At 63.8% G+C, this 23,078-nt stretch carries 23 protein-coding genes and 1 tRNA gene; 10 read left to right on the top strand and 14 right to left on the bottom strand.

Translation table 11 applies throughout. The annotated features are described in order from the left end of the window. Window positions 1-130 precede the first annotated feature (130 nt). On the top strand, window positions 131-556 hold the full coding sequence (locus ASE30_RS26800) for a DUF1841 family protein (protein ID WP_057287320.1): 426 nt from the start codon (window positions 131-133) through the stop codon (window positions 554-556). Between the two features lie 80 nt (window positions 557-636). On the opposite strand, the gene ASE30_RS26805 is transcribed toward ASE30_RS26800, so the two are convergent. Together ASE30_RS26805 and ASE30_RS26810 are read right to left on the bottom strand one after the other, a co-directional pair. Next, entirely contained in the window at window positions 637-999 is a 363-nt protein-coding gene (locus ASE30_RS26805; RefSeq protein ID WP_057287321.1) for a cytochrome c, read from the bottom strand. A gap of 12 nt (window positions 1,000-1,011) precedes the next feature. Next, window positions 1,012-1,365 (bottom strand): cytochrome c, encoded by a 354-nt coding sequence (locus tag ASE30_RS26810; RefSeq protein WP_057287322.1) that lies wholly within the window; start codon window positions 1,363-1,365, stop codon window positions 1,012-1,014. A gap of 174 nt (window positions 1,366-1,539) precedes the next feature. Here ASE30_RS26810 and ASE30_RS26815 point away from each other — a divergent pair, with 174 nt between their 5' ends. Both ASE30_RS26815 and ASE30_RS26820 read left to right on the top strand, forming a co-directional pair. Further along, a complete protein-coding gene (locus ASE30_RS26815; RefSeq protein ID WP_057287323.1) occupies window positions 1,540-2,421 on the top strand; it encodes a MoxR family ATPase in 882 nt (293 codons plus the stop codon). A 25-nt stretch (window positions 2,422-2,446) separates the two neighbouring features. Continuing rightward, window positions 2,447-3,619 (top strand): VWA domain-containing protein, encoded by a 1,173-nt coding sequence (locus ASE30_RS26820; protein ID WP_057287324.1) that lies wholly within the window; start codon window positions 2,447-2,449, stop codon window positions 3,617-3,619. Between the two features lie 34 nt (window positions 3,620-3,653). Here ASE30_RS26820 and ASE30_RS26825 read toward each other — a convergent pair whose 3' ends face one another. The 3 genes from ASE30_RS26825 to ASE30_RS26835 all read right to left on the bottom strand — a co-directional run bounded on the left by ASE30_RS26825 (window position 3,654) and on the right by ASE30_RS26835 (window position 5,543). Continuing rightward, on the bottom strand, window positions 3,654-4,211 hold the full coding sequence (locus tag ASE30_RS26825; protein WP_057287325.1) for a GNAT family N-acetyltransferase: 558 nt from the start codon (window positions 4,209-4,211) through the stop codon (window positions 3,654-3,656). Window positions 4,212-4,313: 102 nt separating this feature from the next. Continuing rightward, window positions 4,314-4,694 carry a hypothetical protein gene (locus ASE30_RS26830; protein WP_057287426.1) on the bottom strand — a complete coding sequence of 127 codons (381 nt, stop codon included), beginning with the start codon at window positions 4,692-4,694 and terminating at the stop codon, window positions 4,314-4,316. A gap of 249 nt (window positions 4,695-4,943) precedes the next feature. Then, a complete protein-coding gene (locus tag ASE30_RS26835) occupies window positions 4,944-5,543 on the bottom strand; it encodes a GNAT family N-acetyltransferase (protein WP_057287326.1) in 600 nt (199 codons plus the stop codon). A 131-nt stretch (window positions 5,544-5,674) separates the two neighbouring features. On the opposite strand from ASE30_RS26835, the gene ASE30_RS26840 reads away from it, so the two are divergent. Then, window positions 5,675-8,431, top strand: a complete 2,757-nt coding sequence (locus ASE30_RS26840) for a pitrilysin family protein (RefSeq protein WP_057287327.1) — start codon at window positions 5,675-5,677, stop codon at window positions 8,429-8,431. 287 nt (window positions 8,432-8,718) lie between these two features. Continuing rightward, the gene (locus ASE30_RS26845; protein ID WP_057287328.1) at window positions 8,719-9,108 is read left to right on the top strand and encodes a DUF4148 domain-containing protein; all 390 of its coding nucleotides are present in this window, start codon (window positions 8,719-8,721) and stop codon (window positions 9,106-9,108) included. A 931-nt stretch (window positions 9,109-10,039) separates the two neighbouring features. On the opposite strand, the gene dnaJ is transcribed toward ASE30_RS26845, so the two are convergent. From dnaJ to hrcA, 7 genes are all read right to left on the bottom strand, one after another. Beyond that, on the bottom strand, window positions 10,040-11,173 hold the full coding sequence (gene dnaJ, locus ASE30_RS26850; protein WP_057287329.1) for a molecular chaperone DnaJ: 1,134 nt from the start codon (window positions 11,171-11,173) through the stop codon (window positions 10,040-10,042). Window positions 11,174-11,281: 108 nt separating this feature from the next. Continuing rightward, on the bottom strand, window positions 11,282-13,207 hold the full coding sequence (dnaK, locus tag ASE30_RS26855) for a molecular chaperone DnaK (protein WP_057287330.1): 1,926 nt from the start codon (window positions 13,205-13,207) through the stop codon (window positions 11,282-11,284). Between the two features lie 80 nt (window positions 13,208-13,287). Further along, the gene (locus ASE30_RS26860; protein WP_057287331.1) at window positions 13,288-13,692 is read right to left on the bottom strand and encodes a thioredoxin family protein; all 405 of its coding nucleotides are present in this window, start codon (window positions 13,690-13,692) and stop codon (window positions 13,288-13,290) included. Between the two features lie 14 nt (window positions 13,693-13,706). Then, a complete protein-coding gene (grpE, locus tag ASE30_RS26865) occupies window positions 13,707-14,264 on the bottom strand; it encodes a nucleotide exchange factor GrpE (RefSeq protein WP_057287332.1) in 558 nt (185 codons plus the stop codon). A gap of 127 nt (window positions 14,265-14,391) precedes the next feature. Next, a complete protein-coding gene (locus tag ASE30_RS26870) occupies window positions 14,392-14,628 on the bottom strand; it encodes a hypothetical protein (protein ID WP_057287333.1) in 237 nt (78 codons plus the stop codon). Window positions 14,629-14,640: 12 nt separating this feature from the next. After that, window positions 14,641-15,732 (bottom strand): ferrochelatase, encoded by a 1,092-nt coding sequence (gene hemH / locus ASE30_RS26875; RefSeq protein ID WP_057287334.1) that lies wholly within the window; start codon window positions 15,730-15,732, stop codon window positions 14,641-14,643. A 45-nt stretch (window positions 15,733-15,777) separates the two neighbouring features. Further along, window positions 15,778-16,782, bottom strand: coding sequence for a heat-inducible transcriptional repressor HrcA (gene hrcA, locus ASE30_RS26880; protein ID WP_057287335.1), 1,005 nt, complete (start codon window positions 16,780-16,782; stop codon window positions 15,778-15,780). Window positions 16,783-16,922: 140 nt separating this feature from the next. On the opposite strand from hrcA, the gene ASE30_RS26885 reads away from it, so the two are divergent. Next, window positions 16,923-17,822 (top strand): NAD kinase, encoded by a 900-nt coding sequence (locus tag ASE30_RS26885; RefSeq protein ID WP_057287336.1) that lies wholly within the window; start codon window positions 16,923-16,925, stop codon window positions 17,820-17,822. A gap of 13 nt (window positions 17,823-17,835) precedes the next feature. Continuing rightward, the gene (recN, locus tag ASE30_RS26890; protein ID WP_057287337.1) at window positions 17,836-19,497 is read left to right on the top strand and encodes a DNA repair protein RecN; all 1,662 of its coding nucleotides are present in this window, start codon (window positions 17,836-17,838) and stop codon (window positions 19,495-19,497) included. A 122-nt stretch (window positions 19,498-19,619) separates the two neighbouring features. Here recN and fur read toward each other — a convergent pair whose 3' ends face one another. Beyond that, window positions 19,620-20,039, bottom strand: a complete 420-nt coding sequence (fur, locus tag ASE30_RS26895; RefSeq protein ID WP_057287338.1) for a ferric iron uptake transcriptional regulator — start codon at window positions 20,037-20,039, stop codon at window positions 19,620-19,622. 154 nt (window positions 20,040-20,193) lie between these two features. Here fur and ASE30_RS26900 point away from each other — a divergent pair, with 154 nt between their 5' ends. Together ASE30_RS26900 and dapB are read left to right on the top strand one after the other, a co-directional pair. After that, window positions 20,194-20,730, top strand: coding sequence for an outer membrane protein assembly factor BamE (locus ASE30_RS26900; protein ID WP_057287339.1), 537 nt, complete (start codon window positions 20,194-20,196; stop codon window positions 20,728-20,730). A 15-nt stretch (window positions 20,731-20,745) separates the two neighbouring features. Then, entirely contained in the window at window positions 20,746-21,537 is a 792-nt protein-coding gene (gene dapB / locus ASE30_RS26905; protein ID WP_057287340.1) for a 4-hydroxy-tetrahydrodipicolinate reductase, read from the top strand. Between the two features lie 60 nt (window positions 21,538-21,597). On the opposite strand, the gene murB is transcribed toward dapB, so the two are convergent. Beyond that, window positions 21,598-22,641 carry a UDP-N-acetylmuramate dehydrogenase gene (gene murB / locus ASE30_RS26910; RefSeq protein ID WP_057287341.1) on the bottom strand — a complete coding sequence of 348 codons (1,044 nt, stop codon included), beginning with the start codon at window positions 22,639-22,641 and terminating at the stop codon, window positions 21,598-21,600. Window positions 22,642-22,880: 239 nt separating this feature from the next. Here murB and ASE30_RS26915 point away from each other — a divergent pair. Beyond that, window positions 22,881-22,956: transfer RNA gene (locus ASE30_RS26915), tRNA-Gly, on the top strand. The last annotated feature ends 122 nt before the right edge of the window (window positions 22,957-23,078 follow it).

A 23,078-nucleotide genomic window follows, 5' to 3' on the forward strand; every position in this document is an offset into this window, starting at 1 on the left:
CCGCCCCCGCGAACCGCATACCGGATGGCGGATAGCAACCAATTCTATATCGCAAAGCGGCAGGCGGAACTGGCGGTCCGCCCGGGGCGGTAAAATAATGCGTCTACAGCCCGCTTTCCGTCCCCCGCAGATGTTCAATCCTTCCCGCGACCAAGTCCGCGAATTTTTCATCGATACCTGGCGCAAACACCGCGCCAACGAGGTGCTGACGCCGCTCGAAGCCATCGCGCTCGACTGGATCATCGAGCATCCCGAATACCACGGCGACCTCGAAAGCCCCGACGCCATGACGGCCGAATACGCGGTCGAAAAAGGACGCACCAATCCGTTTCTGCACCTGTCCATGCATCTGGCCATTGCGGAGCAGCTTTCCATCGACCATCCGCCCGGCATCCGTCTGGCTTACCAGCAACTGACTGCCCGCTCCGACGCCCACCATGCGGCGCACGAAATCATGGAGTGCCTGGGCCAGGTCGTCTGGGAGGCCCAACGGCTGGGCACGCCGCTGGACAGCGACACCTACATCGACCTGATCCGCCGGCGGGCCAGCCTTTGACCCAATAAAAAAAACCCTCGGCGATCAACCGAGGGTTTTTTTGTGCGGATCGCGTGTCCGGGCCGTGGGCCCGGGTACGCTTATTTGCGCACGCCCAGGTCGCTGGGCAGCGACGAGAGCCAGGCGGACACATTGGAGATGTCCTGGTCGGACAACTGCGTGGCGAAGGCGCCCATGATGGGATTCTTGCGCACATTGGCGGTGGCCGCGCTGCCGGAGGCGCCGCGCTTGTAGGCCTTCAGGGCATGGGCCAGGTAGTCGGCGTGCTGCCCCGCCAGCGTGGGATAGGATGGATCCACCGCCGTCTTGGCGTCGGCGCCGTGGCACGACGCGCAATTGAATTTATCGAAAACGGCCTTGCCGGCCGCCAGGTCCTGCGCCTGGGCTGCGGCGCCCGAGATGGCCAGGGTCGCGCCCGCGAGGGCAAGCATCGTGCGATTCATGGTGTTGCCCCCTTATTTGAGATTCGAGTAGTACGCGGCCAGGTCGGCGATGTCCTGATCGGACAAACTGCCGGCGATGGCGTCCATCGTGGGATGGCTGCGCGCGCCTTTCTTGTACTCGTTGAGGGCGGTTTCGATGTATTTGGCGTTTTGGCCGGCAATCATCGGAACATGGTACAGCTCGGGAAACGTCGCCTTGTAGCCTTCGATGCCGTGGCAACCGATGCACATGGAAACCTTGTCGCGGGCATTCTGGATATTACCGACCGGCGCTGCGTCCGCAGCGAAAGCCTGGCCGGCGATCGCACAGGATGCCATGGCGGCCAACACGGAAACCGTGCACTTCAGAGAGGTTCGCAACTTCATTGGAATGACTCTTCTTGGTATGGCTAAGGACTAGGGCCTGCTCACACGAAAAGGCCCTCGGCAAACACGTTGCGGGTCGAACCCAAAGCAAAACCGCCTGATTGTACGATAATTGCTCAGGATTAATACCTTACGATGGTATTGATTGCCATCAAACCACGGAAGCCCTCAAACATGTCCGCAGCCCAGACCGCCTCCTCCGCCAAGCCAGTCCGCTTCGACGGGACCGACAGCTACGTCGCCACCGACGACCTGAAGCTTGCCGTCAACGCGGCGCTCACCCTGGAGCGCCCGCTGCTGATCAAGGGCGAGCCCGGCACCGGCAAGACCATGCTGGCCGAGGAAGTCGCCCGCGCGCTGGGCCGGCCGCTGCTGCAATGGCACATCAAATCCACGACCAAGGCGCATCAGGGCCTGTACGAGTACGACGCGGTGTCGCGCCTGCGGGATTCCCAACTGGGCGACGAAAAAGTCCGCGACATCCGCAACTACATCGTGCAAGGGACGCTGTGGCAGGCTTTCCAGGCCCAGGAGCCGGTGGTGCTGCTGATCGACGAGATCGACAAGGCCGACATCGAATTTCCCAACGACCTGCTGCGCGAACTGGACCGCATGGAATTCCATGTCTATGAAACGCGCGAGACCATCGCCGCCCGCCACCGCCCGCTGGTTATCATCACGTCCAACAACGAAAAAGACCTGCCGGACGCCTTCCTGCGCCGCTGCTTCTTCCACTACATCCGCTTCCCGGACCGCGACACGATGCGCGACATCGTGGCCGTCCACTATCCCCACCTGAAGCAGGACGTGCTGCGCGCGGCGCTGGATACCTTCTTCGCGCTGCGCGATGCGCCGGGGCTGAAGAAAAAGCCGTCCACGTCCGAACTGCTGGACTGGCTGCGGCTGCTGCTCGCCGAAGACGCCACCGCCGCCCAGATCGACGCGCACACGGCGACTGCGGTGCCGCTGATGGCCGGCGCGCTGCTGAAGAACGAACAGGACGTGCATCTGCTGGAGCGCCTGGCGGCCATGACGCGCGGCAGCCAGCGCCGCTGATCCCGCACCCACCGGCGGCCCGCACATGCTGATCGACTTCTTCTACCACCTCAGGGCGCACAAGCTCCCGGTCTCGGTCAAGGAATACCTGACGCTGGTGGACGCCCTGCGCCAGGATCTGATGTCTCCCACCCTGGACGAGTTCTATTTCCTGGCGCGCGCCACGCTCGTCAAGGACGAGTCCCTGTACGACCGCTACGACAAAGCCTTCGGCGCCTATTACAAGGGCATCGAAGCCGCCCTGCCCGCGGGCAAGGAGATCCCGCTGGACTGGCTGATCAAGCAGTTCGAAAAAAGCCTGTCTCCCGAGGACAAGGCCGCCATCGAAAAGCACGGCTGGGACAAGCTCATGGAGCTCTTCAAAGAACGCATGGAAGAGCAGAAAGAGCGCCATGCCGGCGGCAGCAAATGGATCGGCACCGGCGGCACCTCGCCGTTCGGCAACGGCGGCTACCATCCCGAAGGCATACGCGTGGGCGGCGCATCGGCCGGCAACCGCACGGCTGTCAAGGTCTGGGACATGCGCCAGTTCAAGGACTACGACGATCAGGTCGAACTGGGCACGCGCAACTTCAAGGTCGCGCTGCGCCGGCTGCGGCGCTTTGCCCGCCAGGGCGCGGAACTGGAACTGGACCTGGACGACACCATCGCCAGCACCGCCCGCAACGCGGGCCACCTGGACCTGCGCATGGTCCCCGAACGCCACAATACGGTGAAGGTGCTGATGCTGCTGGACGTGGGCGGCAGCATGGACGATCACATCGGCCGGGTCGAAGAATTGTTTTCGGCGGCCCGCAGCGAATTCCGCAACCTGGAAGTCTATTACTTCCACAATTGCCCCTACGAAAGCCTGTGGCAAAGCAACCGCCGCCGCCAGAACGAACGCTTCGACACCTGGGACGTGCTGCGCAAGTACAACCCGGACTGGCGTCTGATCATCGTCGGCGACGCCACCATGAGCCCCTACGAGATCCTGCAGCCCGGCGGCTCCGTCGAACACTACAACAAGGAGCCCGGCGCCGAATGGATGCGCCGGCTGCTGGACGCCTGGCCGAAATCGGTCTGGCTCAATCCGGAGCCCACGGCCTCGTGGCAATACCGCCAGTCCATCGCGCTGATGCGCGACATCATGCAGGACCGCATGTACCCCGTGACCGTCGCGGGCCTGGAACAGGCCATGCGGATGCTGTCCAAATAAGACGCTACGGCCTGTCCGGGCGCTCCGGCCCGGCTCAGCCGTCCACAGGTTTTTCTGGGGTGTCCAGCGTCAGCTGGTAGAACGCCAGGTCCAGCCAGCGTCCGAACTTGAATCCGGCTTCACGGATCGTGCCGGCGTGCTTGAAGCCCAATTTCTCGTGCAGCCGGATGCTGCCTTCGTTCGAGGCGTCGATCCCGCCGACCAGCACATGCACCTGCCCGGCGCGGGCGCGCTCGATCAGCGCGCGCATCAGGACCAGCCCCAATCCCTGGCCGCGAAAGCGCGCATCCACGTATACGGAATGCTCCACCGAATACTTGAAGGCCGGCCAGGCGCGGAACGTGCCGTAGCTGGCGAAAGCCATCAGCTCGCCGGCCTCGTTCTCGATGCCCACCACCGGAAAGCCGCCCTGCTGCTTGGTTTGAAACCACGCAACCATGGCCTCGGGCGGCCGCGGCTTGTAGTCGTACAGCGCGGTGGACGTGGCGATGGCTTCATTGAAAATGGCCAGGATCTGGTCGGCATGACGCTCATGCGTGCAATCGACCAGCGTGGTGCCTTGCGGGGCGCGAAGATCAGCGTGCGTGTTCATGCCCAAATTTTAGCCAGCCACTTGGCCGCGCGTAACAGGTCCAGCCAAAAAAAAACCGGCGAATCCGCCGGTTCAGTGAGGTGCTGCCGCTTCTGGCCACTCTTAGGCGGCGCGGCTCTCCACAGATCGGTGGGCGTGATTCGCGATGTCACGCAGGCCCGGGCACTGGCGCCAGGACAGTTCGTCGGCGTCCATGTCCAGATCGAACAGATCATGGGCGGCGGGCCATGGATGGCTGCGGGCCGCCGCACCTTCCATTTCCAGCACATGACCGGCGAATCCGCGCGGCGATCCTCCGCACTCAGCGAAATACCGTTGTGTGTTCAAGTCCACCACATACGTGGTCATGTCGTGGGTCAGTATGGCCACGAATTGGCCGTCATCACTGGCATAGGCGTACTGAAACTGTCCTTTGATGCCGGCGCCGCTCAGGGCGCTGCCTGTCAATTGGGACAAAGCACGCGTGACGATCTCGGTCAGCATGGGTCGTTCCTCCGAAGAATGCGCCGGCAGGATGCCGGCGGCGAAGGCGCGAACGACAAGCACCGGCACCGCGCATGCAGCGGCGTCAGGCGTTGGACGGGAAGCCGGTAGACGGCTGTCGCGCATCCCGTCGGCAACAGCTACTACTTGTCCAAAAGCTTACACCCGCAAGCAGCCGGACCCCAAATCGGCCCCGCATTCCCGGGACGCTGCACCGCAACATCGTGGAAGGACCAGGCCTTCCTGCCGTTAAGCCGCCGCAACGGGCGTGCCATCTGCGTTTCCGTCACCATTTCTTTGCCGGATCCAGCCATCGCGGCTCATTCTGTACAGCACATGCGCGCGCAGCGGGCTTTCCTTGGGTACCGCCGGATGGTCGAAGAGGTCCGGGTCGGCACGCATGCCCAGGCGGTCCATCACGGCCCGCGAGCGCTGGTTGCCCACCGCCGTGAACGCGACGATCAGGGGCAGGCCGACCTGCTCGAAACCCACCCGCAAGGCCGCCTCGGCGGCCTCGCTGGCATACCCCCGGCCCCAATAGGGCTGCGCCAGGCGCCAGCCGATCTCGACGCCAGGGGAAAACGGCAGGGCGGGCGCCAGCGGCTTGATCCCCACGAAACCGATGAAAGGCGCGACGCCAGGGGCCTCCACGGCCCAGAAACCCCAGCCATGCTCATCGATGCCCGCGGCCAGCCTGTCGGCCAGCGCATCGCTCTCGGCGGCAGTAAGAGGCAGCAGGTACTTCGTCACGCGCGGGTCGCCGTTCAGCGCCGCGAAAGGTTTTCGGTCGGCGGCAAGCCATTGCCGCAGCACCAGGCGCGGGGTTTCAACTTCCATGGATAGAGACATAACGGGCTTCCTTTGCCTGCTGGCCGGCGCCAAGGCTCCGCCGCGGGCGCTGGCGCCGCGCATGGCCCGCCTGAACCATTGCCAACGTATACACTCCAACGGATTCTGCCATGCCTAAGGAATTGTCCGCCATGCGCTTGTCCCTGTCGAAGCTGCCGCGCCCGCTGAGCGTGCTGCTGTTCTCCTCATTCCTGGCCTTTCAGGCCGGAGCCGCCAGCCTGCCAGCCGGCGTCTCGGAGGCCGCCTCGATCGAAGGCATCACCGAATACCGCCTGGCCAATGGCCTGAGAGTGCTGCTGGTTCCCGACGAATCCAAGCCCTCCACCACAGTCAACATGACGTACCTGGTGGGCTCCCGCAATGAAAACTACGGCCAGACGGGCATGGCCCACCTGCTCGAGCACATGCTGTTCAAGGGCACGTCCACGACCCGCAACGCCATGGGCGAGTTCTCGCGGCGCGGCCTGCAGGCCAATGGCTCGACGTCCAGCGACCGCACCAACTATTTCGCGAGTTTCGCGGCCAACCCCGAGACGCTGAAGTGGTATCTGGGCTGGCAAGCCGACGCCATGGTGAACTCCCTGATCGCCAAGGAGGACCTGGATTCGGAAATGACCGTGGTCCGCAACGAGATGGAAAGCGGTGAAAACAGCCCTTTCCGCATCCTCATGCAGAAGATGCAATCGGCGGCCTTCCAGTGGCACAGCTACGGCAAGAACACGATTGGCGCCCGCTCCGATGTCGAGAACGTGGACATCGGCCAGTTGCGCGCCTTCTACCACGAGTACTACCAGCCGGATAATGCCGTGCTGATCGTGGCGGGCAAATTCGATCCGCAGGCCACCCTGGCGGATATCGAGGCCACGCTGGGCAAGCTGCCCAAGCCGGACCGCAAGCTGCCGCCCGAGTACACGGTGGAACCCGTGCAGGACGGCGAGCGCTCGGTGACGCTGCGCCGCGCCGGCGGCACGCCGCTGGTCGCGGCGATGTACCACATCCCCGCAGGCGGCAGCCCTGACTTCGTGCCCTTCGACCTGGCCACCACGATCCTGGCCGATACGCCGTCGGGCCGCCTCTACCACGCGCTGGTCCCGACGAAGCTCGCTTCGGGCGTGTTCGGCTTCACGATGGAAAACCTGGACCCGGGCCTGGCGATGTTTGCCGCCCAACTGCCGCCCGGCAAGAGCCTGGACGCCGCCATGAAGGCGCTGACCGGCACGCTGGAATCGCTGGACAAGAAGCCCTTCACCCAGCAAGAGCTTGACCGCGCGCGCAGCAAGTGGCTGACCTCATGGGAACAGACCTATAGCGATCCCGAACAAGTCGGCGTGGCGCTGTCCGAAGCCATCGCCGCCGGCGATTGGCGCCTGTTCTTCCTGCAGCGCGACCGGGCCCGCCAGGCTTCGCTTGCCGAGGTGCAAAAGGCCGCCACGGCCTATCTGGTGCAAAGCAACCGCATCGAAGGCCGCTATATCCCGACGGAAAAGCCGGTGCGGGCGCCGCAGGCGCAGCGCACGGACCTGACGGCGGTCTTCAAGGACTACAAGGGCGATCCGGACTTCAAGGCGGCATCGGCGTTTGATCCCACGCCGGAAAATATCGATAAGCTCACTCAGCGCAAGAAGCTTGACCTGCCCAATGGGACGGTCGAACTGGCGCTGCTGCCCAAGGCGACGCGCGGCGGCCGTGTGCAGGCACAGATGCTGGTCCAGTTCGGCAATGAAAAGGATCTGCTCGGCCAGCGCGTGAATTCCAGCGCCGCGGCCGACCTGCTGCTGCGCGGCACCGCCAAGCTGTCACGCCAGGATATCCAGGACCGCCTGGACAAGCTGCAGGCCGAACTGGGCTTCAGCGGCGGCGGCGCCACGCTCAAGGTCGCGATGTCGACCAAGGGCGAGAACCTGCCGGAGCTGACCGCCCTGGCGCTGGAGATCATCCGCAGCGCCAACTTCCCTAAGGAACAGCTCGAGGAATACCAGCGCCAGCTTGAAACGTCGATTCAGAACGCCATGACCGAACCCTCGGCCCTGGCCGGACGCGCCCTGGCCCGCCAGGACAATCCGTGGCCGGTCGACGACCTGCGCTACGTGCCGACGTTCGAGGAATCGCTGGCCGGCGTGCGCGCGCTGAACCGCGATGCCCTGGCCAAGTTCCACGCCAAGTTCTATGGCGCGGGCAATATCGAGTTTTCCGCCGTCGGCGATTTCGAGCCGGAGGCCGTGGAAAAGGCGATCCGGACTGGCCTGGCCGGCTGGAAGCAGGCGCCTGCCTACACGCGGGTTCCCAACCCGTATCGCGACATCCCGGCCAAGCAGTTCGACATCGACACGCCCGACAAGGCCAATGCCTTTTATCTGTCGCGCATGCCTTTGAAGCTGCAGGACACGGACGCGGACTACGCGGCGCTGTACCTGGGCAATTATCTCTTCGGCGCGTCGGAGACCTCGCGCTTGTGGAATCGCGTGCGCGAGACCGAGGGCCTTTCCTACAACGTGCGCAGTTCGCTGTCGGTGTCGTCGTTCGAGCCCACGGCAAGCTGGAGCATGTATGCGATCTACGCGCCTCAGAACCGCGAGCGCCTGGAGAAGGCCGTCAATGAGGAACTGTCCCGTGTGCTGAAGGACGGTTTTTCGGACAAGGAGATCTCTGAAGGGATCACGGCGCTGCTCAATTACCGCAATCTGGCCCGCGCCCAGGACGATATCCTGGCCAGCACCTGGCTGGATTACCTGCAGCGCGGCCGCACGTTCGCATGGTCGGCCGAGATGGACAAGAAGATCTCCGCGCTGACGCCCGAGGCGGTCAACGCCGCGCTGCGCAAGTATCTGCGCCCGGAGGGCTTCAGCACGGCGGTGGCGGGCGACTTCAAGAAGAAAGCCACGCCTTGATCGGTCATTCCACTGGACAAACCCCTGCTTAGGCAGGGGTTTTTTTTGGATAAACCGACGATTTCTGGGGCGTTGCTTCCGGGAGTTCGGCTATAACCTTGCCATTGGTGGGGAAAATTTGAACAAATTCAACGATTACTCGGTTATTTGGAAAGATGTTTTCAAGAAATACGGGTTTATCCCAGGTTGGATGGCGCGCACAATTCAGTCATCGGGAACAAACAACGAACCACGACGGAGGGCCGCCGGATTCGGTCCCCCACCCAAGACGAATTGGAGGTCTCACAATGAAAACCCTAACCACCACCCTGCTTCTATCCCTGGCACTTGCCGGCGTTGGCGCCCAAGCCGCCGGCGTTGAACAAGCCAAGAGCAGCGCCCAGGTCGCGACCGAGCTGCAACAGGCCAAGACGAGCGGCCAATACACCTTTGGCGAACTGGACTATCCGCCCGCCCTGCCCCAGACCACCAGCCTGAGCTCGCAGCAAGTGCAAGCCGAGTTGCAACAGGCCAAGATCAATGGCCAGTACACGTTCGGTGAACTGCAATACCCGCCCGTCGCGGCAGCTTCGGCCAGCGTCAAGTCGCGCGCCGATGTGCAGGCGGAACTGGCGCAAGCCAAGGCCAGCGGCCAATACACGTTCGGCGAGCTCGAATACCCGCCGATCACCCGGTGAGCTGCTTGCTGTGGCCCGGCCGGCCTCGGGTGGCATCATGGCCTGAGGCCGGTAGTTTCTGGCGACAGCGGCGGTTGATGTAGCAGTGAAGTGCTGTAGTTGAAGTTGCTGGTTGAAGTTGCTGTAGTTGAAGTTGAAGTTGCAGTTGCTGTACCGGAAGTTGCTGTACCGGAAGTTGCTGTACCGGAAGTTGCTGTACGTGAAGTTGCTGTAGCAGTGGCAGTAGCAGTGGCAGTGGCAGTGGCAGTAGCAGTAGCAGTAGCAGTAGCAGTAGCAGTAGCAGTAGCAGTAGCAGTGAGACCGCGGCGAGAGCCGCGGTTTCTTTTTTTGGGCGGGAGTTTGGTTCTTTAGGCGCCTGGCGTGGCTGGGGCCCCGGTGCGCGGGGCAACGATCGCGGTCCGGAGCCTACGCTCCGGACTGCCCCTGCCTCATCCTCGTCCAGGCCTCCGGCCTTCCCTACGGATTCCGTCGGGCTTATCGACGCCCCGCGCACCGGGGCCCCAGCCACGCCAGGCTCGCGCTTTTGGAATCGCCTCGGACGCGGGGACGGGCGGTTTGCTTGGCGTTTTTGCCGCCAGTTGGCGAAGAGAGGAGAAGTTTGCGAGGCCCGCCCGGCGCCGGCCGCGCGGGCGGCCTTGCCGGGCTTACGCGATGTCTTGCGTCGGAGGGGTGACGCTGCGCGTTTAGGCGGATGCTGGATTTCAGGGCTCTGTGGTTGTGTGTTGCGTAGCTGCTCAATGCGTTGCAGCCTGCTCCGTTTGCTGTTCGATGCACTGCCGTGCCATGCGTCGCGGTCCGATCCGTCTATGGTTTGAGACCCCGGCGCGCGATGTCTTGCGTCGGAGGGGTGACGCTGCGCGCGTATGGGGACTGGGCGTGAAACAAAAAAAAGCCGCGGCTTTCGTCGCGGCTTTTTTGTGGGTCCGGGGATTCAGCTGAAGAATTCCTTGACGCGGTCGGTCCAGGACTTGCTTTGCGGCGAGTGGCGGTCGCCGCCGTCGTTCAGCGAGGTCTCGAACTGGCGCAGGATGTTCTTCTGGTCCTCGCTCAGGCGCACCGGCGTTTCCACCACAACGTGGCAGTACAGGTCGCCCGGATAGCTGCCACGCACGCCGCGGATGCCCTTGCCGCGCAGGCGGAAGGTTTTGCCGGACTGGGTGCCTTCGGGGATCGAGATCTCGGCCTTGCCGCCCAGCGTCGGCACCTGGAGTTCGCCGCCCAATGCCGCCGTAGTGAACGGGATGGTCAGTTCGCAGTGCAGGTCGTCGCCGTCGCGCTGGAAGATCTTGTGCTGCTTGATGTGGATTTCCACATACAGGTCGCCCGGAGGACCACCATTGATGCCCGGCTCGCCATTGCCGCTGGACCGGATGCGCATGCCGTCGTCGATGCCGGCGGGGATTTTGACCTGCAGGGTCTTGTTGCGGCGGATGCGGCCCACGCCGTCGCATGACGGGCACGGGTCGGTGATTTCCTTGCCGTTGCCGTGGCAGGTCGGGCAGGTCTGCTGCACGCTGAAAAAGCCTTGCTGCATACGCACGGCGCCCGAGCCGCCGCAGGTGCGGCAGGTTTTGGGCGAAGTGCCCGCCTTCGCGCCGGAGCCGTGGCAGGTGTCGCAGTTTTCCCAGCTTGGCACGCGGATTTCGGTATCGAAACCGGCGGCAGCCTGTTCCAGCGAAATTTCCAGCGCGTACTTCAGGTCGGCGCCGCGGTATACCTGCGGACCGCCGCCACGACGGCCACCGCCGCCGCCGCCGCCGAATATTTCACCGAAGATGTCGCCGAATGCGTCGGCAAAGCCGCCGCCCATGCCCGCGCCGCCCATGCCGGCGGAGTTGGGATCCACCCCTGCATGGCCATAGCGGTCGTAGGCGCCCCGCTTCTGGTCGTCGCCCAGGACCTCGTAGGCTTCCTTGGCTTCCTTGAACTTCTCTTCGGCTTCTTTGCTGTCCGGATTGCGATCCGGGTGGTACTTCATGGCCAGCTTTCGATAGGCCTTCTTGAGTTCGTCGTCCGAGGCGTTCTTTGCCACGCCAAGGACTTCGTAATAGTCGCGTTTTGCCATGATCCGTGGGCTCGAAACGAGCCTTCTTTTCAGTGCTACAGAATGAGTCCGCCCGGTAGGCGGATTTCTCCGGCTACCGGGCGGCAGAGGCAGGTCAGAGCCCGGCCATTATTGGTCGCGCTTGACTTCCTTGAAGTCGGCGTCGACGACGTTGTCGTCCACCGGCTTCGCGTTGTCGGCCGCCTGTTGCTGGCCGGCGGCTTGCTGCGCCTGCATGTCGGCGTACATTTTCTCGCCCAACTTTTGCGAAGCGGTCGACAAGGTTTCCACCTTGGCGTCGATCGCGGCCTTGTCGCCTTCCTTCAGCGTGTCTTCCAGGTCCTTGATGGCGGCTTCGATGCTTTCCTTTTCGGAGGCTTCGAGCTTGTCGCCATACTCGGTCAGCGACTTGCGGGTGGCATGCACCAGCGCATCGGCCTGGTTGCGCGACTGGGCCAGTTCGGCAACGCGGTGATCTTCCTCGGCGTTGGCCTCGGCATCCTTGACCATGCGCTGGATCTCGTCTTCCGACAGACCCGAGTTGGCCTTGATGGTGATCTTGTTTTCCTTGCCGGTGCCCTTGTCCTTGGCGGACACGTGCAGGATGCCGTTGGCGTCGATGTCGAACGTGACTTCGATCTGCGGCATGCCGCGCGGCGACGGCGGGATTCCTTCGAGGTTGAACTCGCCCAGGGCCTTGTTGCCCGCGGCGATTTCGCGCTCGCCCTGGAACACCTTGATCGTCACGGCCGGCTGGTTGTCGTCGGCGGTAGAGAACGTTTGCGAGAACCGGGTCGGGATCGTGGTGTTCTTCTGGATCATCTTCGTCATCACGCCGCCCAGGGTTTCGATACCCAGGGACAGAGGCGTCACGTCCAGCAGCAGCACGTCCTTGCGGTCGCCCGACAGCACGGAGCCCTGAATGGCGGCGCCAGCGGCGACGGCTTCATCGGGGTTCACGTCCTTGCGCGGATCTTTGCCGAAGAATTCCTTCACCTTTTCCTGGACCTTGGGCATGCGGGTCATGCCGCCGACCAGGATCACGTCGTCGATGTCGGAAACCTTCACGCCGGCGTCCTTGATGGCGACGCGGCAGGGCTCGATCGTGCGTTCGATCAGTTCTTCGACCAGCGCTTCCAGCTTGGCGCGCGTGATCTTCAGGTTCAAGTGCTTCGGACCCGAGGCATCCGCCGTAATGTACGGCAGGTTGATTTCGGTCTGCTGGGTCGAGGACAGTTCGATCTTGGCCTTTTCGGCCGCTTCCTTCAGGCGTTGCAGGGCCAGCACGTCCTTGGACAGATCAACGCCTTGTTCCTTTTTGAACTCGGAGATGATGTAGTCGATGATGCGCTGGTCGAAGTCTTCGCCGCCCAGGAAGGTGTCGCCGTTGGTCGACAGCACTTCGAACTGCTTTTCGCCGTCAACGTCGGCGATTTCGATGATGGACACGTCGAACGTGCCGCCGCCCAGGTCATAGACGGCGATCTTGCGGTCGCCCTTTTCGGTCTTGTCCAGGCCGAACGCCAGCGCCGCGGCGGTGGGTTCGTTGATGATGCGCTTGACTTCCAGACCGGCGATGCGGCCGGCGTCCTTGGTGGCCTGGCGCTGGCTGTCGTTGAAGTAGGCGGGCACGGTGATGACGGCCTCGGTCACTTCTTCGCCCAGGTAGTCCTCGGCGGTCTTCTTCATCTTGCGCAGCACGTCGGCCGACACTTGGGGAGGCGCCATCTTCTTGCCGCGCACTTCCACCCAGGCGTCGCCGTTGTCGGCGCGCGAGATCGTGTAGGGCATCAGGTTGATGTCCTTCTGCACGGCCTTTTCTTCGAACTTGCGGCCGATCAGGCGCTTCACCGCGTACAGGGTGTTGCGCGGATTGGTCACGGCCTGGCGCTTGGCGGGCGCGCCGACCAGGGTCTCGCCATCGTCCATGTAGGCAACGATGGAGGGGGTGGTGCGAGCGCCTTCTGCGTTTTCAATGATTTTGACCTGCCCGCCGTCCATGACAGCCACGCAGCTGTTGGTCGTGCCCAGGTCAATGCCAATAATCTTGCTCATGGTGGGTTACCTTGATTGAATCTATGAAAATAGAGAAAAACTTCTTGTCCCCACATAACTGGGGCTGCCCGCAGGGTTTTTCAAGACGCCTGACTGGAATTTTCAGTAGCGGCGTCCTGCAGGCGCTTGATTGCCGCCGAGAATTGGGGCAATCCGGGCCAGCCGGTGATCCGGCCAAGCCGCTTTCCGGCACGGTACAGCACAAAAGTGGGGACACCATGCAGGGAAAAGCGGCGGCCCAGCGGTTCGTCCGCATAGACATCGGCCTCGAACCACGTCAGGCCGAGTCCCAGCAACGTTTCCTGGTGCAGTAGCGCCGCCTGCTTGAACAGGTTGCAGTTATAGCAATCCTGGCCCCACAGAAATACGCAGCGCAGATCCGATCCCGGCGCCTCGACCACGGCGGCATCGAATTCCGCGGTGTCGACATGACGCATGCCGAACACCTGGAATACCTGAGCCGGGTCGAAACGGGGATCGGTCATGGCTTGCGGGACCGTCAGCCTTGGCCGGCCGACACCACCACCAGCGCCGGACGCAGGGTCCGGTCGGCGATGGCGTAGCCCTTTTGCAGCAGTTGCAGCACGGTATTGGCGGGCTGCTCGCTGGGAATGGACGAAATGGCCTGGTGCAGGTGCGGATCGAACTTGTCGCCCTGCGCCGGCGCGATTTCCTTGAGCAGGTTGCGCTCGAAGGCGGCCGTCAGTTGCTTGAGGGTCACTTCGACGCCTTCGCGCAACGTTTCAACGGTCTGGTCGGGCTGGGCCAGTGCGGCCTCCAGGCTGTCCTTGACCGGAACCAGGCTTTCGGCAAACGACTCGATGCCGAACTTGCGCGCCTTGGACACTTCTTCCTGAGCGCGGCGGCGCACGTTCTCGGCCTCTGCCTTGACGCGCAGAAGCTGGTCGTGCTGCTCGTTGACGGTAGCCTGGGCGGCGTCCAGTTGGGCGCGCAACTCGTTCAGCTCGGCCTGCGCGCCGTCCTGGGCGGCGGGTGCCGCATCGGCGTCCTGGCCGATTTCGGGCGCCTGATCTGCAGGCTCGTGGGGTGCCGTCATGGGGAATCCTCCAAAAAGAATGGCTTTCGCAGTCATGAATGGGGGCCAATACCCCTATTTCAAGCCCGGGTAAGCGAAAATCCCCAAGGACGCCTGGGCCGCCCGCCTGGCGGCGGGCGAACCTCGTTTATTTCTTGTGCGGCTGCGCCGGGGCGACGGGGTCGCTGGCGGGGAAACTCTCTTTCAGCGCCCGGTCCACCTTCCTGTCGTCTTCGTCGGGCTCGGGTTTGATCGCAACCGGGTCGCTCGCGGGGAAGGTGTCGGCCAGGGCCTCGTCCAGGTCGTGCTCGACGCGGTCCTCGTCGACGGGGGTGCTTACCTTCCCCTTCTTTTCCGTCTGGCCAGTCTTGGGATCATGGTGCATGCGCCTTCTCCTTCAAGTCCGTGATGTCGGTGTCCATCCCTGCAAGTTCCGTTCCACCAGGCGGGCAAGCCCCGAGATCCAGGCGGGATCGTCATTGATTGCCGGAATGTAACGGAACTGCTTTCCGCCCGCCTCGATGAAGGCGTCGCGGCATTCCAGGCTGATTTCTTCCAGGGTTTCAAGACAGTCTGCCACAAATCCCGGGCACACCACATCGACCTCGGTCGTCCCGGCGGCGGCAAGCGCCTTGAGCGTGGGTTCAGTATAGGGTTCCAGCCAGCGGGCGGTGCCGAACCGGCTCTGGAAGGTCACCTCGATCTGTTCTCGTGGCAGCGACAGGCGCTGCGACAAGAGCCGCGCGGTCTCCATGCAATCGCGGTAGTAGGGGTCGCCCAGCTCGATGGAATAGCGCGGCAGGCCGTGAAAGCTCATGACCAGCTTCTGGGGCTTGCCATGTTCCTGCCAGTACCGCTCGATGCGGCCAGCCAGCGAGTCCAGGTAGGCGGGTTCTTCGTGGAAGCGCTTGATGAAGCGCATTTCGGGCTGGTCGCGTAGCCGCCCGGCGTGGCGGGTCACCGCGTCCACGACCGTGGCCGTGGTGCTGGCGGCGTACTGCGGGTACAGCGGCACGGTCAGGATACGTTCGCAGCCTTGCTCGCGCAGCCGGGTAAGGGCGCCGGGGATTGACGGGTTGCCATAACGCATTCCCAGTTCCACGACGGCGTCCACGCCGGCCGCCTGCAGGGCGGCGCGAACGCCGTCCGCCTGGCGCTGGCTGTAGACCATCAGCGGAGAGCCCTCTTCCATCCAGACGCCGCCGTAGCGCGGCTCGAGCTTTTTGGGCCGCATCGTCAGCACCAGTCCGTGCAGGATGGGCTTCCAGAGATAGCGCGGAATCTCGATGACGCGAGGATCGGACAGGAACTCGCCCAGGTATTTGCGGATGTCCTTCTTGCCCGGCGTGTCCGGGGTGCCCAGGTTCACCAGAAGCACGCCGACCTTGCCAGGCACGCGCGGCGGGGGATCTTCGTTGAAGGGGTCGTCTTGCTCGGTTTCAGGCAGATAGCGTTCAGGCCAGAGATACTTGAACAGGCGAAGAAACACAAAAACTCCCCTTCCTCCACCAGGAGGATGTAGCTTTGAATGGAACTACTGGTTGTGGCTGAGCGCGTTGGACAACAGACGTGCCGTGATGTCCACGATGGGGATGACGCGCTCGTAGGCCATGCGGGTGGGGCCGATCACGCCCAGGGTGCCCACCACCTTGCCGTCCACGCCGTAGGGCGCGGTGATGACGGAGACTTCTTCCATCGGCACAAGCTGCGAATCGCCGCCGATGTAGATCTGCACGCCCTGCGCGCGGCTGGACACATCCAGCAGTTGCAGCAGGTCGGTTTTCTTTTCGAATAGCGAGAACATCTTGCGCAGCCGGTCCATGTCGGATGCGATGTCGGTCACGTCCAGCAGCTTGCGTTCGCCGGAGATGACCATGGCATCTCCGTCTTCCGCTGCTTCGGCGCTGGCTTCGACGGCGGCCTGCATCAGACGCGAGATGTCTTCGCGCAGCTGGGCAAGTTCGGTCGACAGCGTCTGGCGGACCGCGTTGAACGACTTGCCGGCGAAATGCATGTTGAAGAAGTTGCCGGCTTCCAGCAGTTCGGCCTCGGCGTAATCGCGCTGGACGAAGAGAATGCGGTTCTGGACGTCGCCGTCGGGCGTGACGATGATCAGCAGGACCCGCTTGTCGGACAGGCGGATGAATTCAATCTGGCGGAACACCTGGGCACGCTTGGGCGTCAGCACCACGCCGGCGAACTGCGTCAGGTTGGACAGCAGGGCCGCGGCCGCGTTGACCGCGCGTGTGGGCTCGGCCGCCGAGAGCATCTCGCCCATGTTGTGCGGCTGTAGCTGATAGGACTGCACCGCCAGCAGGGAATCGACGAACATGCGGTAGCCCCGCGGCGTCGGAATGCGGCCGGCGGACGTATGCGGGCTGTGGATCAGCCCCAGCTCTTCCAGATCCGCCATGACGTTGCGGATCGTGGCCGGAGACAAGTCGAAGACTTTCGATAGCGTCCGCGAGCCGACTGGCTGCCCATCGGCGATGTAGCGTTCTATCAACGCTTTCAGTAATGCGCGTGCGCGGTCATCCATAGCAGGTATTTTAGGGAATCTTTTCCAAATAAGGCGATTTTTGTCCCGCAAGCAGATATACGGCCCCATATAATCGGCTAACTGGCCCGTTTTGGGCGGGTTCCCCCGTTCTGGTTTCGCCTTTTCATACGCACGCAGCCATGCATTTTCCTATAGTCGCCCTGATCGGCAGATACCAGGACACCGGCCTGGACACACCGCTGAGAGCACTTGCGCACGCGTTGACGCAGGCGGGCCGGCACGTGCTCATCGATGCAGACACGGCGCGCAATACCGGATTGACCGAGTATCCCGTCGCCACGCTCGAAGAGATCGGCAAGACCGCGTCGCTGGCCGTCGTGATGGGCGGCGACGGCACGGTGCTGGGCGCGGGCCGCCACCTGGCGCCTTATGGCGTGCCGCTCGTGGGGATCAACCACGGACGCCTGGGATTCATCACCGACATCGCCCTGCAGGATTCGCACGCCGCCCTCGCCCGCGTACTGGAAGGCAGCTTCCAGATCGAGGAGCGCATGCTCCTGGAAGGCGGCGTGTGGCGGGGCGATCAGAAGATGTATTCCGCCTCGGCCCTGAACGACGTGGTCCTGAACCGCGCCGGACGCGGCGGCATGATCGAAGTCCGTGTCGAACTGGACGGCGCCTTCATGTATACGCAGCGCGCCGACGGCCTGATCATCGCCACCCCTACCGGTTCCACGGCCTACGCGCTGTCGGCCAATGGCCCCATCCTGCACCCGGGCATGAACGCCATGGTGCTGGTTCCCGTGGCGCCGCAAACGCTGTCGAACCGCCCCATCGTCATTCCAGACACGGGCGTGCTGAACATGACGCTCACGGCCATGGGCCGCGTCGAAGTCGGCGCCAGCGTGCACTTCGACATGCAGACCTGGTCGGACTTGCAACCGGGCGACCGCATCGTCGTGCAGCGCGCGCCCTATACCATCCGCTTCGTGCATCCCGAAGGCTACAGCTTCTTCTCCACCCTGCGCCGCAAGCTGCATTGGAACCTGATGCCCCAAGCCACCGACAACGTAGAGTAGTTAGCGCCCCAACATGCTGCGCACCCTGCACATCCGCGACTTCGTCATCGTCGAACAGACCGAGATCCACTTCGGCCCTGGCTTTACCGTCTTCTCCGGCGAGACCGGCGCAGGCAAGTCCATTCTGGTGGATGCGCTCGCGCTGGCGCTGGGCGAACGCGGCGACGCCAGCATGCTGCGCGAAGGCGCGCCGCGCGCCGACATCACCGCCGTCTTCGACACGCCCAAGACGCTGCACGCGTGGCTGGCCGAACGCGAGATCGACGCCGACGAAGCATTGTCGTTGCGCCGCGTCATCGACGCGCAGGGGCGCAGCCGCGCCTATATCAACGGCACGCCCGCCACCGTGGCGCAGTTGCGGGAACTGGGCGACAGCCTGGTGGACATCCACGGCCAGCACGCGCATCAAAGCCTGATGCGCCCCGACGCGCAGCGCGATCTGCTGGACGCCCACGGCGGCCACGCCGACCTCCGTCACGCCGTCAGCCAGGCCTGGAAGCAATGGCGCGCCCTGGCGCGGCAACTGGAATCCGCGGAAAAAGACGCCGAAAGCCTGGCCACGGAGCGCGACCGCCTGCAATGGCAGGTCCAGGAACTGGATCAACTGGGCCTGGGCCCGGACGAATGGGACTCGCTGCAATCCGAGCACACGCGCCTGTCGCATTCGCAATCGCTGCTGGACGGCGCTTCGCACATCCTGGAAGCGCTGGACGGCGAAGGCGATTCCGCGCATCACCGCGTCACCTCGGCCAACCAGCGCATCCAGCAGATGCTGCGCCACGACCCTGGCCTGCAAGGCGTCTACGATGAACTGGAATCCGCCCGCATCGCCATCAGCGAGGCGGTGTCGGACCTGAACAATTACGTCAGCCGCGTCGACCTCGACCCGAAGCGGCTCGCCGACGTGGAAGCGCGGCTGGGACTGGTATTCGAAACCGCCCGCAAATTCCGCGTCGAACCCGACGCGCTATGCGAATTGCGCGAGTCCCTCCATGCCGAGCTGGCCGCCCTGCAAGCCGCGGGCGACATCGACGCGTTGCGCGCCCAGGCGGCGGCCGCGCAGGCGCAATACGACGCAACGGCTGCCAAGCTGACGGCCGCCCGCCGCAAGATCTCGAAAGACCTGGGCAAGCAGGTCACGCTGGCGATGCAGACGCTGGCCATGCAGGGCGGCAGGTTCGAGCCCACGCTGACGGCGTCCGCGCCGTCCGCGCACGGCAACGAACAGGTGGAATTCCTGGTGGCCGGCCACGCCGGCACCACGCCGCGCCCCCTGGCCAAGGTGGCCTCGGGCGGCGAGCTGTCGCGCATTTCGCTGGCGCTGTCCGTCATCGCCAGCCGGGCGGCGCGCGTACCGGCGCTGATCTTCGACGAGGTCGACAGCGGCGTGGGTGGCGCGGTCGCCGAAGCCGTCGGCAAGCTGCTGCGCGAACTGGGCGAACGCCATCAAGTGTTGTGCGTTACCCACCTGCCTCAGGTCGCCGCATGCGCGAACAACCAGTTCCTGGTCAGCAAGACGGAATCGCGCGGCACGACGCGCTCCAGCATCGAAGAACTGGATGCACCCGCCCGCGTCGAAGAAATCGCCCGGATGCTGGGCGGCATCAAGCTTACCGCCACCACGCGCGAACATGCGCGCGAGATGCTGGAAGGCTTCGGCCGCACCGCCGCATAAGCCGTTCCGGGCATGCGTTGCCGCCCCTGGCGGACACAAAAAACCCCTCCAACAGGAGGGGTTTTTGTTCTTACTGGCCCGCGGCGAGCGCGGCCTCGGACCGACGGTTGCGCGCTACGGCCTTAGCGGCCTTTCATGCAGCTGCCGCAGACGCCATACAGCACCATCGCGTGGCTTTCCAGCGCGAAGGCGTTGTCCTTGGCGATCTTCTGCTGCCGCTTTTCGATTTCCGGGTCCGAGAACTCGACGACCTTGCCGCAGTTGGTGCAGATCAGGTGATCGTGGTGATCGCCGTCATTGAGTTCAAACACGGCCTTGCCGCTGTCGAACTGGCTGCGCGCCAGAATGCCGGCCTGCTCGAACTGCGTCAGGACGCGATAGACGGTGGCCAGGCCGATTTCGACGTTCTCGCCGATCAGGGCGCGGTAGACGTCTTCGGCGCTCAGGTGGCGTTCACCCGATTTGCGGAAAATATCGAGAATCTTCAGGCGAGGAAAAGTCGCCTTCAAACCCATGTTCTTCAATTCGCTTTGGTCGCTCATGGTGTAATCGCTCTCCGTCCGCGTTGGCATGGGCAAGGATAGGGGTCACCGCGAGCCGGCTCACCGAATTCATGCCGCCACGCGGAACTATCCTTATGAAACCTTTATGATAACGGTTTTGTTTGCTTCCAAATAATAGGGGCGCGTAGTGTCCATGATTGCACGTATTCCCTCCCGCTCTCTGAAGACCGGTTTGGTCATTGCCGCCCTGGCCGTCGCCCTGGCGGGCTGCACCTCGAACAAGTGGGGCTTCCCGTACAAGGCGCCCGTCCAGCAAGGGAACTGGATCACGCAGGAACAGGTTGCCCTGCTCCAGCCCGGCATGACCCGCGAGCAGGTGCGCTTTGCCCTGGGCAGCCCCACGCTGACCAGCGTGCTGCACGCCAACCGCTGGGATTATCCGTACTACTTCAAGCCGGGTTACGGCGAAGCGCAGGAACGCAAGTTCACCGTCTGGTTCGAAAATGACCGCCTGACCCGCTGGGAAGGCGACAAGCAGCCCGACCTGCAGCCCTACCAGATCAACACGCCGGATGCCGTCTCCGATGAAAAGGCCGACCAGCGCCTGAACCAGGACGAAGCCCGCCTGAAGGAAGAACAGGGCGAGCAAAAGCGCGACGCCGACGCCCCTGTCAGCCCGCTCAACCAGTACCCGGGCCAGCCCGGCAACGCGCCCCAGCCGCTGCCTTAACACCAAGGATTTCTTATGCGTATTGCGATTGCCGGCGCCAACGGCCGCATGGGCCAGATGCTGATCGAGGCCGTCCTGAAGGCCGATGGCCTGCAACTGGCCGTGGCGCTGGGCAGCAAGGGCTCCAGCGCGCTGGGCCGCGATGCCGGCGCCCCGCTGGGCAAGCAGACCGGCGTGGCCATCACGGATGACCTGGACGCGCTGGCCGGCGCCGACTGCCTGATCGATTTCACCCGCCCCGAGGGCACGCTTGCGCACCTGCAGGCCTGCGTGAAGCATGGTGTGAAGGCCGTCATCGGCACCACCGGCTTCGACGACAATGGCCGCGCCGCGATCGAAGTGGCTGCTCAAAAAACCGCCATCGTATTCGCGCCGAACATGAGCGTGGGCGTCAATGCCACGCTCAAGCTGCTGGACATGGCCGCGCGCATCCTGAACGCCGGCTATGACGTCGAGGTCTTCGAGGCCCACCACCGCAACAAGGTGGATGCGCCGTCTGGCACCGCGCTGAAGATGGGCGAAACCATTGCGTCGGCCTGGGAAGTGGCCCTGCCCGACGTCGCCACCTGGAGCCGCCATGGCGACACGGGCGTGCGCAAGCCCGGCACCATCGGCTTCTCCGTGCTGCGCGGCGGCGATATCGTGGGCGACCATACCGTCTCGTTCTGCGGCATCGGAGAGCGCATCGAAATCTCGCACCGCTCATCCAGCCGCGCCACCTACGCGGAAGGCGCGCTGCGCGCGGCGCGCTTCCTCGAAGGCAAGACCAACGGGCTCTACGACATGCAGTCCGTGCTGGGTTTCTGATTCCCGGCCACATTAAAAAAGGACCCATCGGGGTCCTTTTTTAATGGCTTGCCGCGGCCTTCAGACCACCACGGGTTCCGGCTCCAGGCGCACGCCGTAGCGGTCGGCCACGGCCTGCTGCACCGCCCGCGCCAGGCGCATGATGTCCGCCGCCGTGGCGCCCCCGCGGTTGACCAGCACCAGCGCCTGGCGATCGTGCACAGCGGCCGCGCCCAGCGCCCTGCCCTTCCAGCCGCATTGATCGATCAGCCAACCCGCCGCGAGCTTGTAGCGGCCATCCGGCTGGGCATACGAAATCAGCCCGGGAAAGCGGCCCGCCAGGTCGTCGCGCAGCGCGGCCGGCACGATGGGATTCTTGAAAAAGCTGCCGGCATTGCCGGTGACCGCCGGATCGGGCAGCTTGGTCCGGCGGATGTCGCAGACGGCGTCGAAGACGTCACGCGCGCAAGGCGAACCGGCGGCCAGCCTGGCGTGGCGCTGCAGATCGGGGTAGGCGAGCACGGGCCGCCAGGGGCGGGGCAACAGGAAGCGCACGCTCACGATGACCCAGCGTCCTGGTTCGCCGTGCTTGAACGCGCTGTCGCGGTACGAGAAACGGCAATCCGCCGCCGTCATTTCCACGTAGCGCGCCTGCCGCACATCCCATGCCGTCAGGCTGTGGAACCTTTCTTCAAGCTCGACGCCGTAGGCGCCAATGTTCTGAACCGGCGCGGCGCCGACGGTGCCGGGAATCAGCGCCAGGTTCTCCAGCCCGTCCCAGCCCTGAGCCACGCAGGCCGATACGAAGCCATGCCAGCTTTCGCCACCCGCTGCCTCGACGAGCCACGCGCCGGGCCGGGCTTCGAGCAGGCGCACGCCCTTGAAGGCGACGCGCGCCACCAGCCCCGGCACGCGTTCGGGCAGCACCAGGTTGCTGCCTCCGCCCAGCACGAGCAGGGACGACGCCTGCCCTGCCAACACCGACAAGGCGGGCAATTGCGCGGGAGCGTCCAGCGTGACGAAAGCGTCGGCCTCGGATGCCAACCCCAGCGTATTCAGGGCGGTGAGATCCTGGATGACCGGAGACAAGGAATCGGACGCGAAATCAACGAGCGGATTTGACATGGGTGCTACGGGCTATGCTATAGTTTCTGTCTTCGCTCATTTTACTTGATTGAGTTTTGATTGAGTGTTTGACCCGTTTTTCGACCTTCCCGCGGTTTCCAGCAAATTGGCGGGCAAGCAAAAAATCCAGGCGCAAACAAACTCTTGAAAATCATGCTAGAATGCGCGCCTTCTGATCGATAACCAAGTTGATCCAGAGTGAATAAGAAAACGGGTTCCGGGTGGTTTACGGATCCAATGCGGGAGTAGCTCAGTTGGTAGAGCGCAACCTTGCCAAGGTTGAGGTCGCGAGTTCGAGACTCGTCTCCCGCTCCAAATTTTGAGCGCAGCGTTTTAAAAAATTCTGCGATCGTTGAAACAAGGGCCTCCGGGCCCTTTTTTCATGCCTGCGATTTATGTGGGCAGTCCCAACCGCACAAGCTGCATCGTAAATTTCA

This window comes from Achromobacter sp. Root83, from assembly GCF_001428845.1.
In the GTDB taxonomy this organism is placed as follows: Bacteria; Pseudomonadota; Gammaproteobacteria; order Burkholderiales; family Burkholderiaceae_B; genus Achromobacter.

Coding starts and splice junctions, on each gene's coding strand:
- ASE30_RS26800 (WP_057287320.1), top strand. CDS start 131: ATGTTCAATCCTTCCCGCGACCAAGTCCGCGAATTTTTCATCGATACC.
- ASE30_RS26805 (WP_057287321.1), bottom strand. CDS start 999: ATGAATCGCACGATGCTTGCCCTCGCGGGCGCGACCCTGGCCATCTCG.
- ASE30_RS26810 (WP_057287322.1), bottom strand. CDS start 1,365: ATGAAGTTGCGAACCTCTCTGAAGTGCACGGTTTCCGTGTTGGCCGCC.
- ASE30_RS26815 (WP_057287323.1), top strand. CDS start 1,540: ATGTCCGCAGCCCAGACCGCCTCCTCCGCCAAGCCAGTCCGCTTCGAC.
- ASE30_RS26820 (WP_057287324.1), top strand. CDS start 2,447: ATGCTGATCGACTTCTTCTACCACCTCAGGGCGCACAAGCTCCCGGTC.
- ASE30_RS26825 (WP_057287325.1), bottom strand. CDS start 4,211: ATGAACACGCACGCTGATCTTCGCGCCCCGCAAGGCACCACGCTGGTC.
- ASE30_RS26830 (WP_057287426.1), bottom strand. CDS start 4,694: ATGCTGACCGAGATCGTCACGCGTGCTTTGTCCCAATTGACAGGCAGC.
- ASE30_RS26835 (WP_057287326.1), bottom strand. CDS start 5,543: ATGTCTCTATCCATGGAAGTTGAAACCCCGCGCCTGGTGCTGCGGCAA.
- ASE30_RS26840 (WP_057287327.1), top strand. CDS start 5,675: ATGCGCTTGTCCCTGTCGAAGCTGCCGCGCCCGCTGAGCGTGCTGCTG.
- ASE30_RS26845 (WP_057287328.1), top strand. CDS start 8,719: ATGAAAACCCTAACCACCACCCTGCTTCTATCCCTGGCACTTGCCGGC.
- dnaJ (WP_057287329.1), bottom strand. CDS start 11,173: ATGGCAAAACGCGACTATTACGAAGTCCTTGGCGTGGCAAAGAACGCC.
- dnaK (WP_057287330.1), bottom strand. CDS start 13,207: ATGAGCAAGATTATTGGCATTGACCTGGGCACGACCAACAGCTGCGTG.
- ASE30_RS26860 (WP_057287331.1), bottom strand. CDS start 13,692: ATGACCGATCCCCGTTTCGACCCGGCTCAGGTATTCCAGGTGTTCGGC.
- grpE (WP_057287332.1), bottom strand. CDS start 14,264: ATGACGGCACCCCACGAGCCTGCAGATCAGGCGCCCGAAATCGGCCAG.
- ASE30_RS26870 (WP_057287333.1), bottom strand. CDS start 14,628: ATGCACCATGATCCCAAGACTGGCCAGACGGAAAAGAAGGGGAAGGTA.
- hrcA (WP_057287335.1), bottom strand. CDS start 16,782: ATGGATGACCGCGCACGCGCATTACTGAAAGCGTTGATAGAACGCTAC.
- ASE30_RS26885 (WP_057287336.1), top strand. CDS start 16,923: ATGCATTTTCCTATAGTCGCCCTGATCGGCAGATACCAGGACACCGGC.
- recN (WP_057287337.1), top strand. CDS start 17,836: ATGCTGCGCACCCTGCACATCCGCGACTTCGTCATCGTCGAACAGACC.
- fur (WP_057287338.1), bottom strand. CDS start 20,039: ATGAGCGACCAAAGCGAATTGAAGAACATGGGTTTGAAGGCGACTTTT.
- ASE30_RS26900 (WP_057287339.1), top strand. CDS start 20,194: ATGATTGCACGTATTCCCTCCCGCTCTCTGAAGACCGGTTTGGTCATT.
- dapB (WP_057287340.1), top strand. CDS start 20,746: ATGCGTATTGCGATTGCCGGCGCCAACGGCCGCATGGGCCAGATGCTG.
- murB (WP_057287341.1), bottom strand. CDS start 22,641: ATGTCAAATCCGCTCGTTGATTTCGCGTCCGATTCCTTGTCTCCGGTC.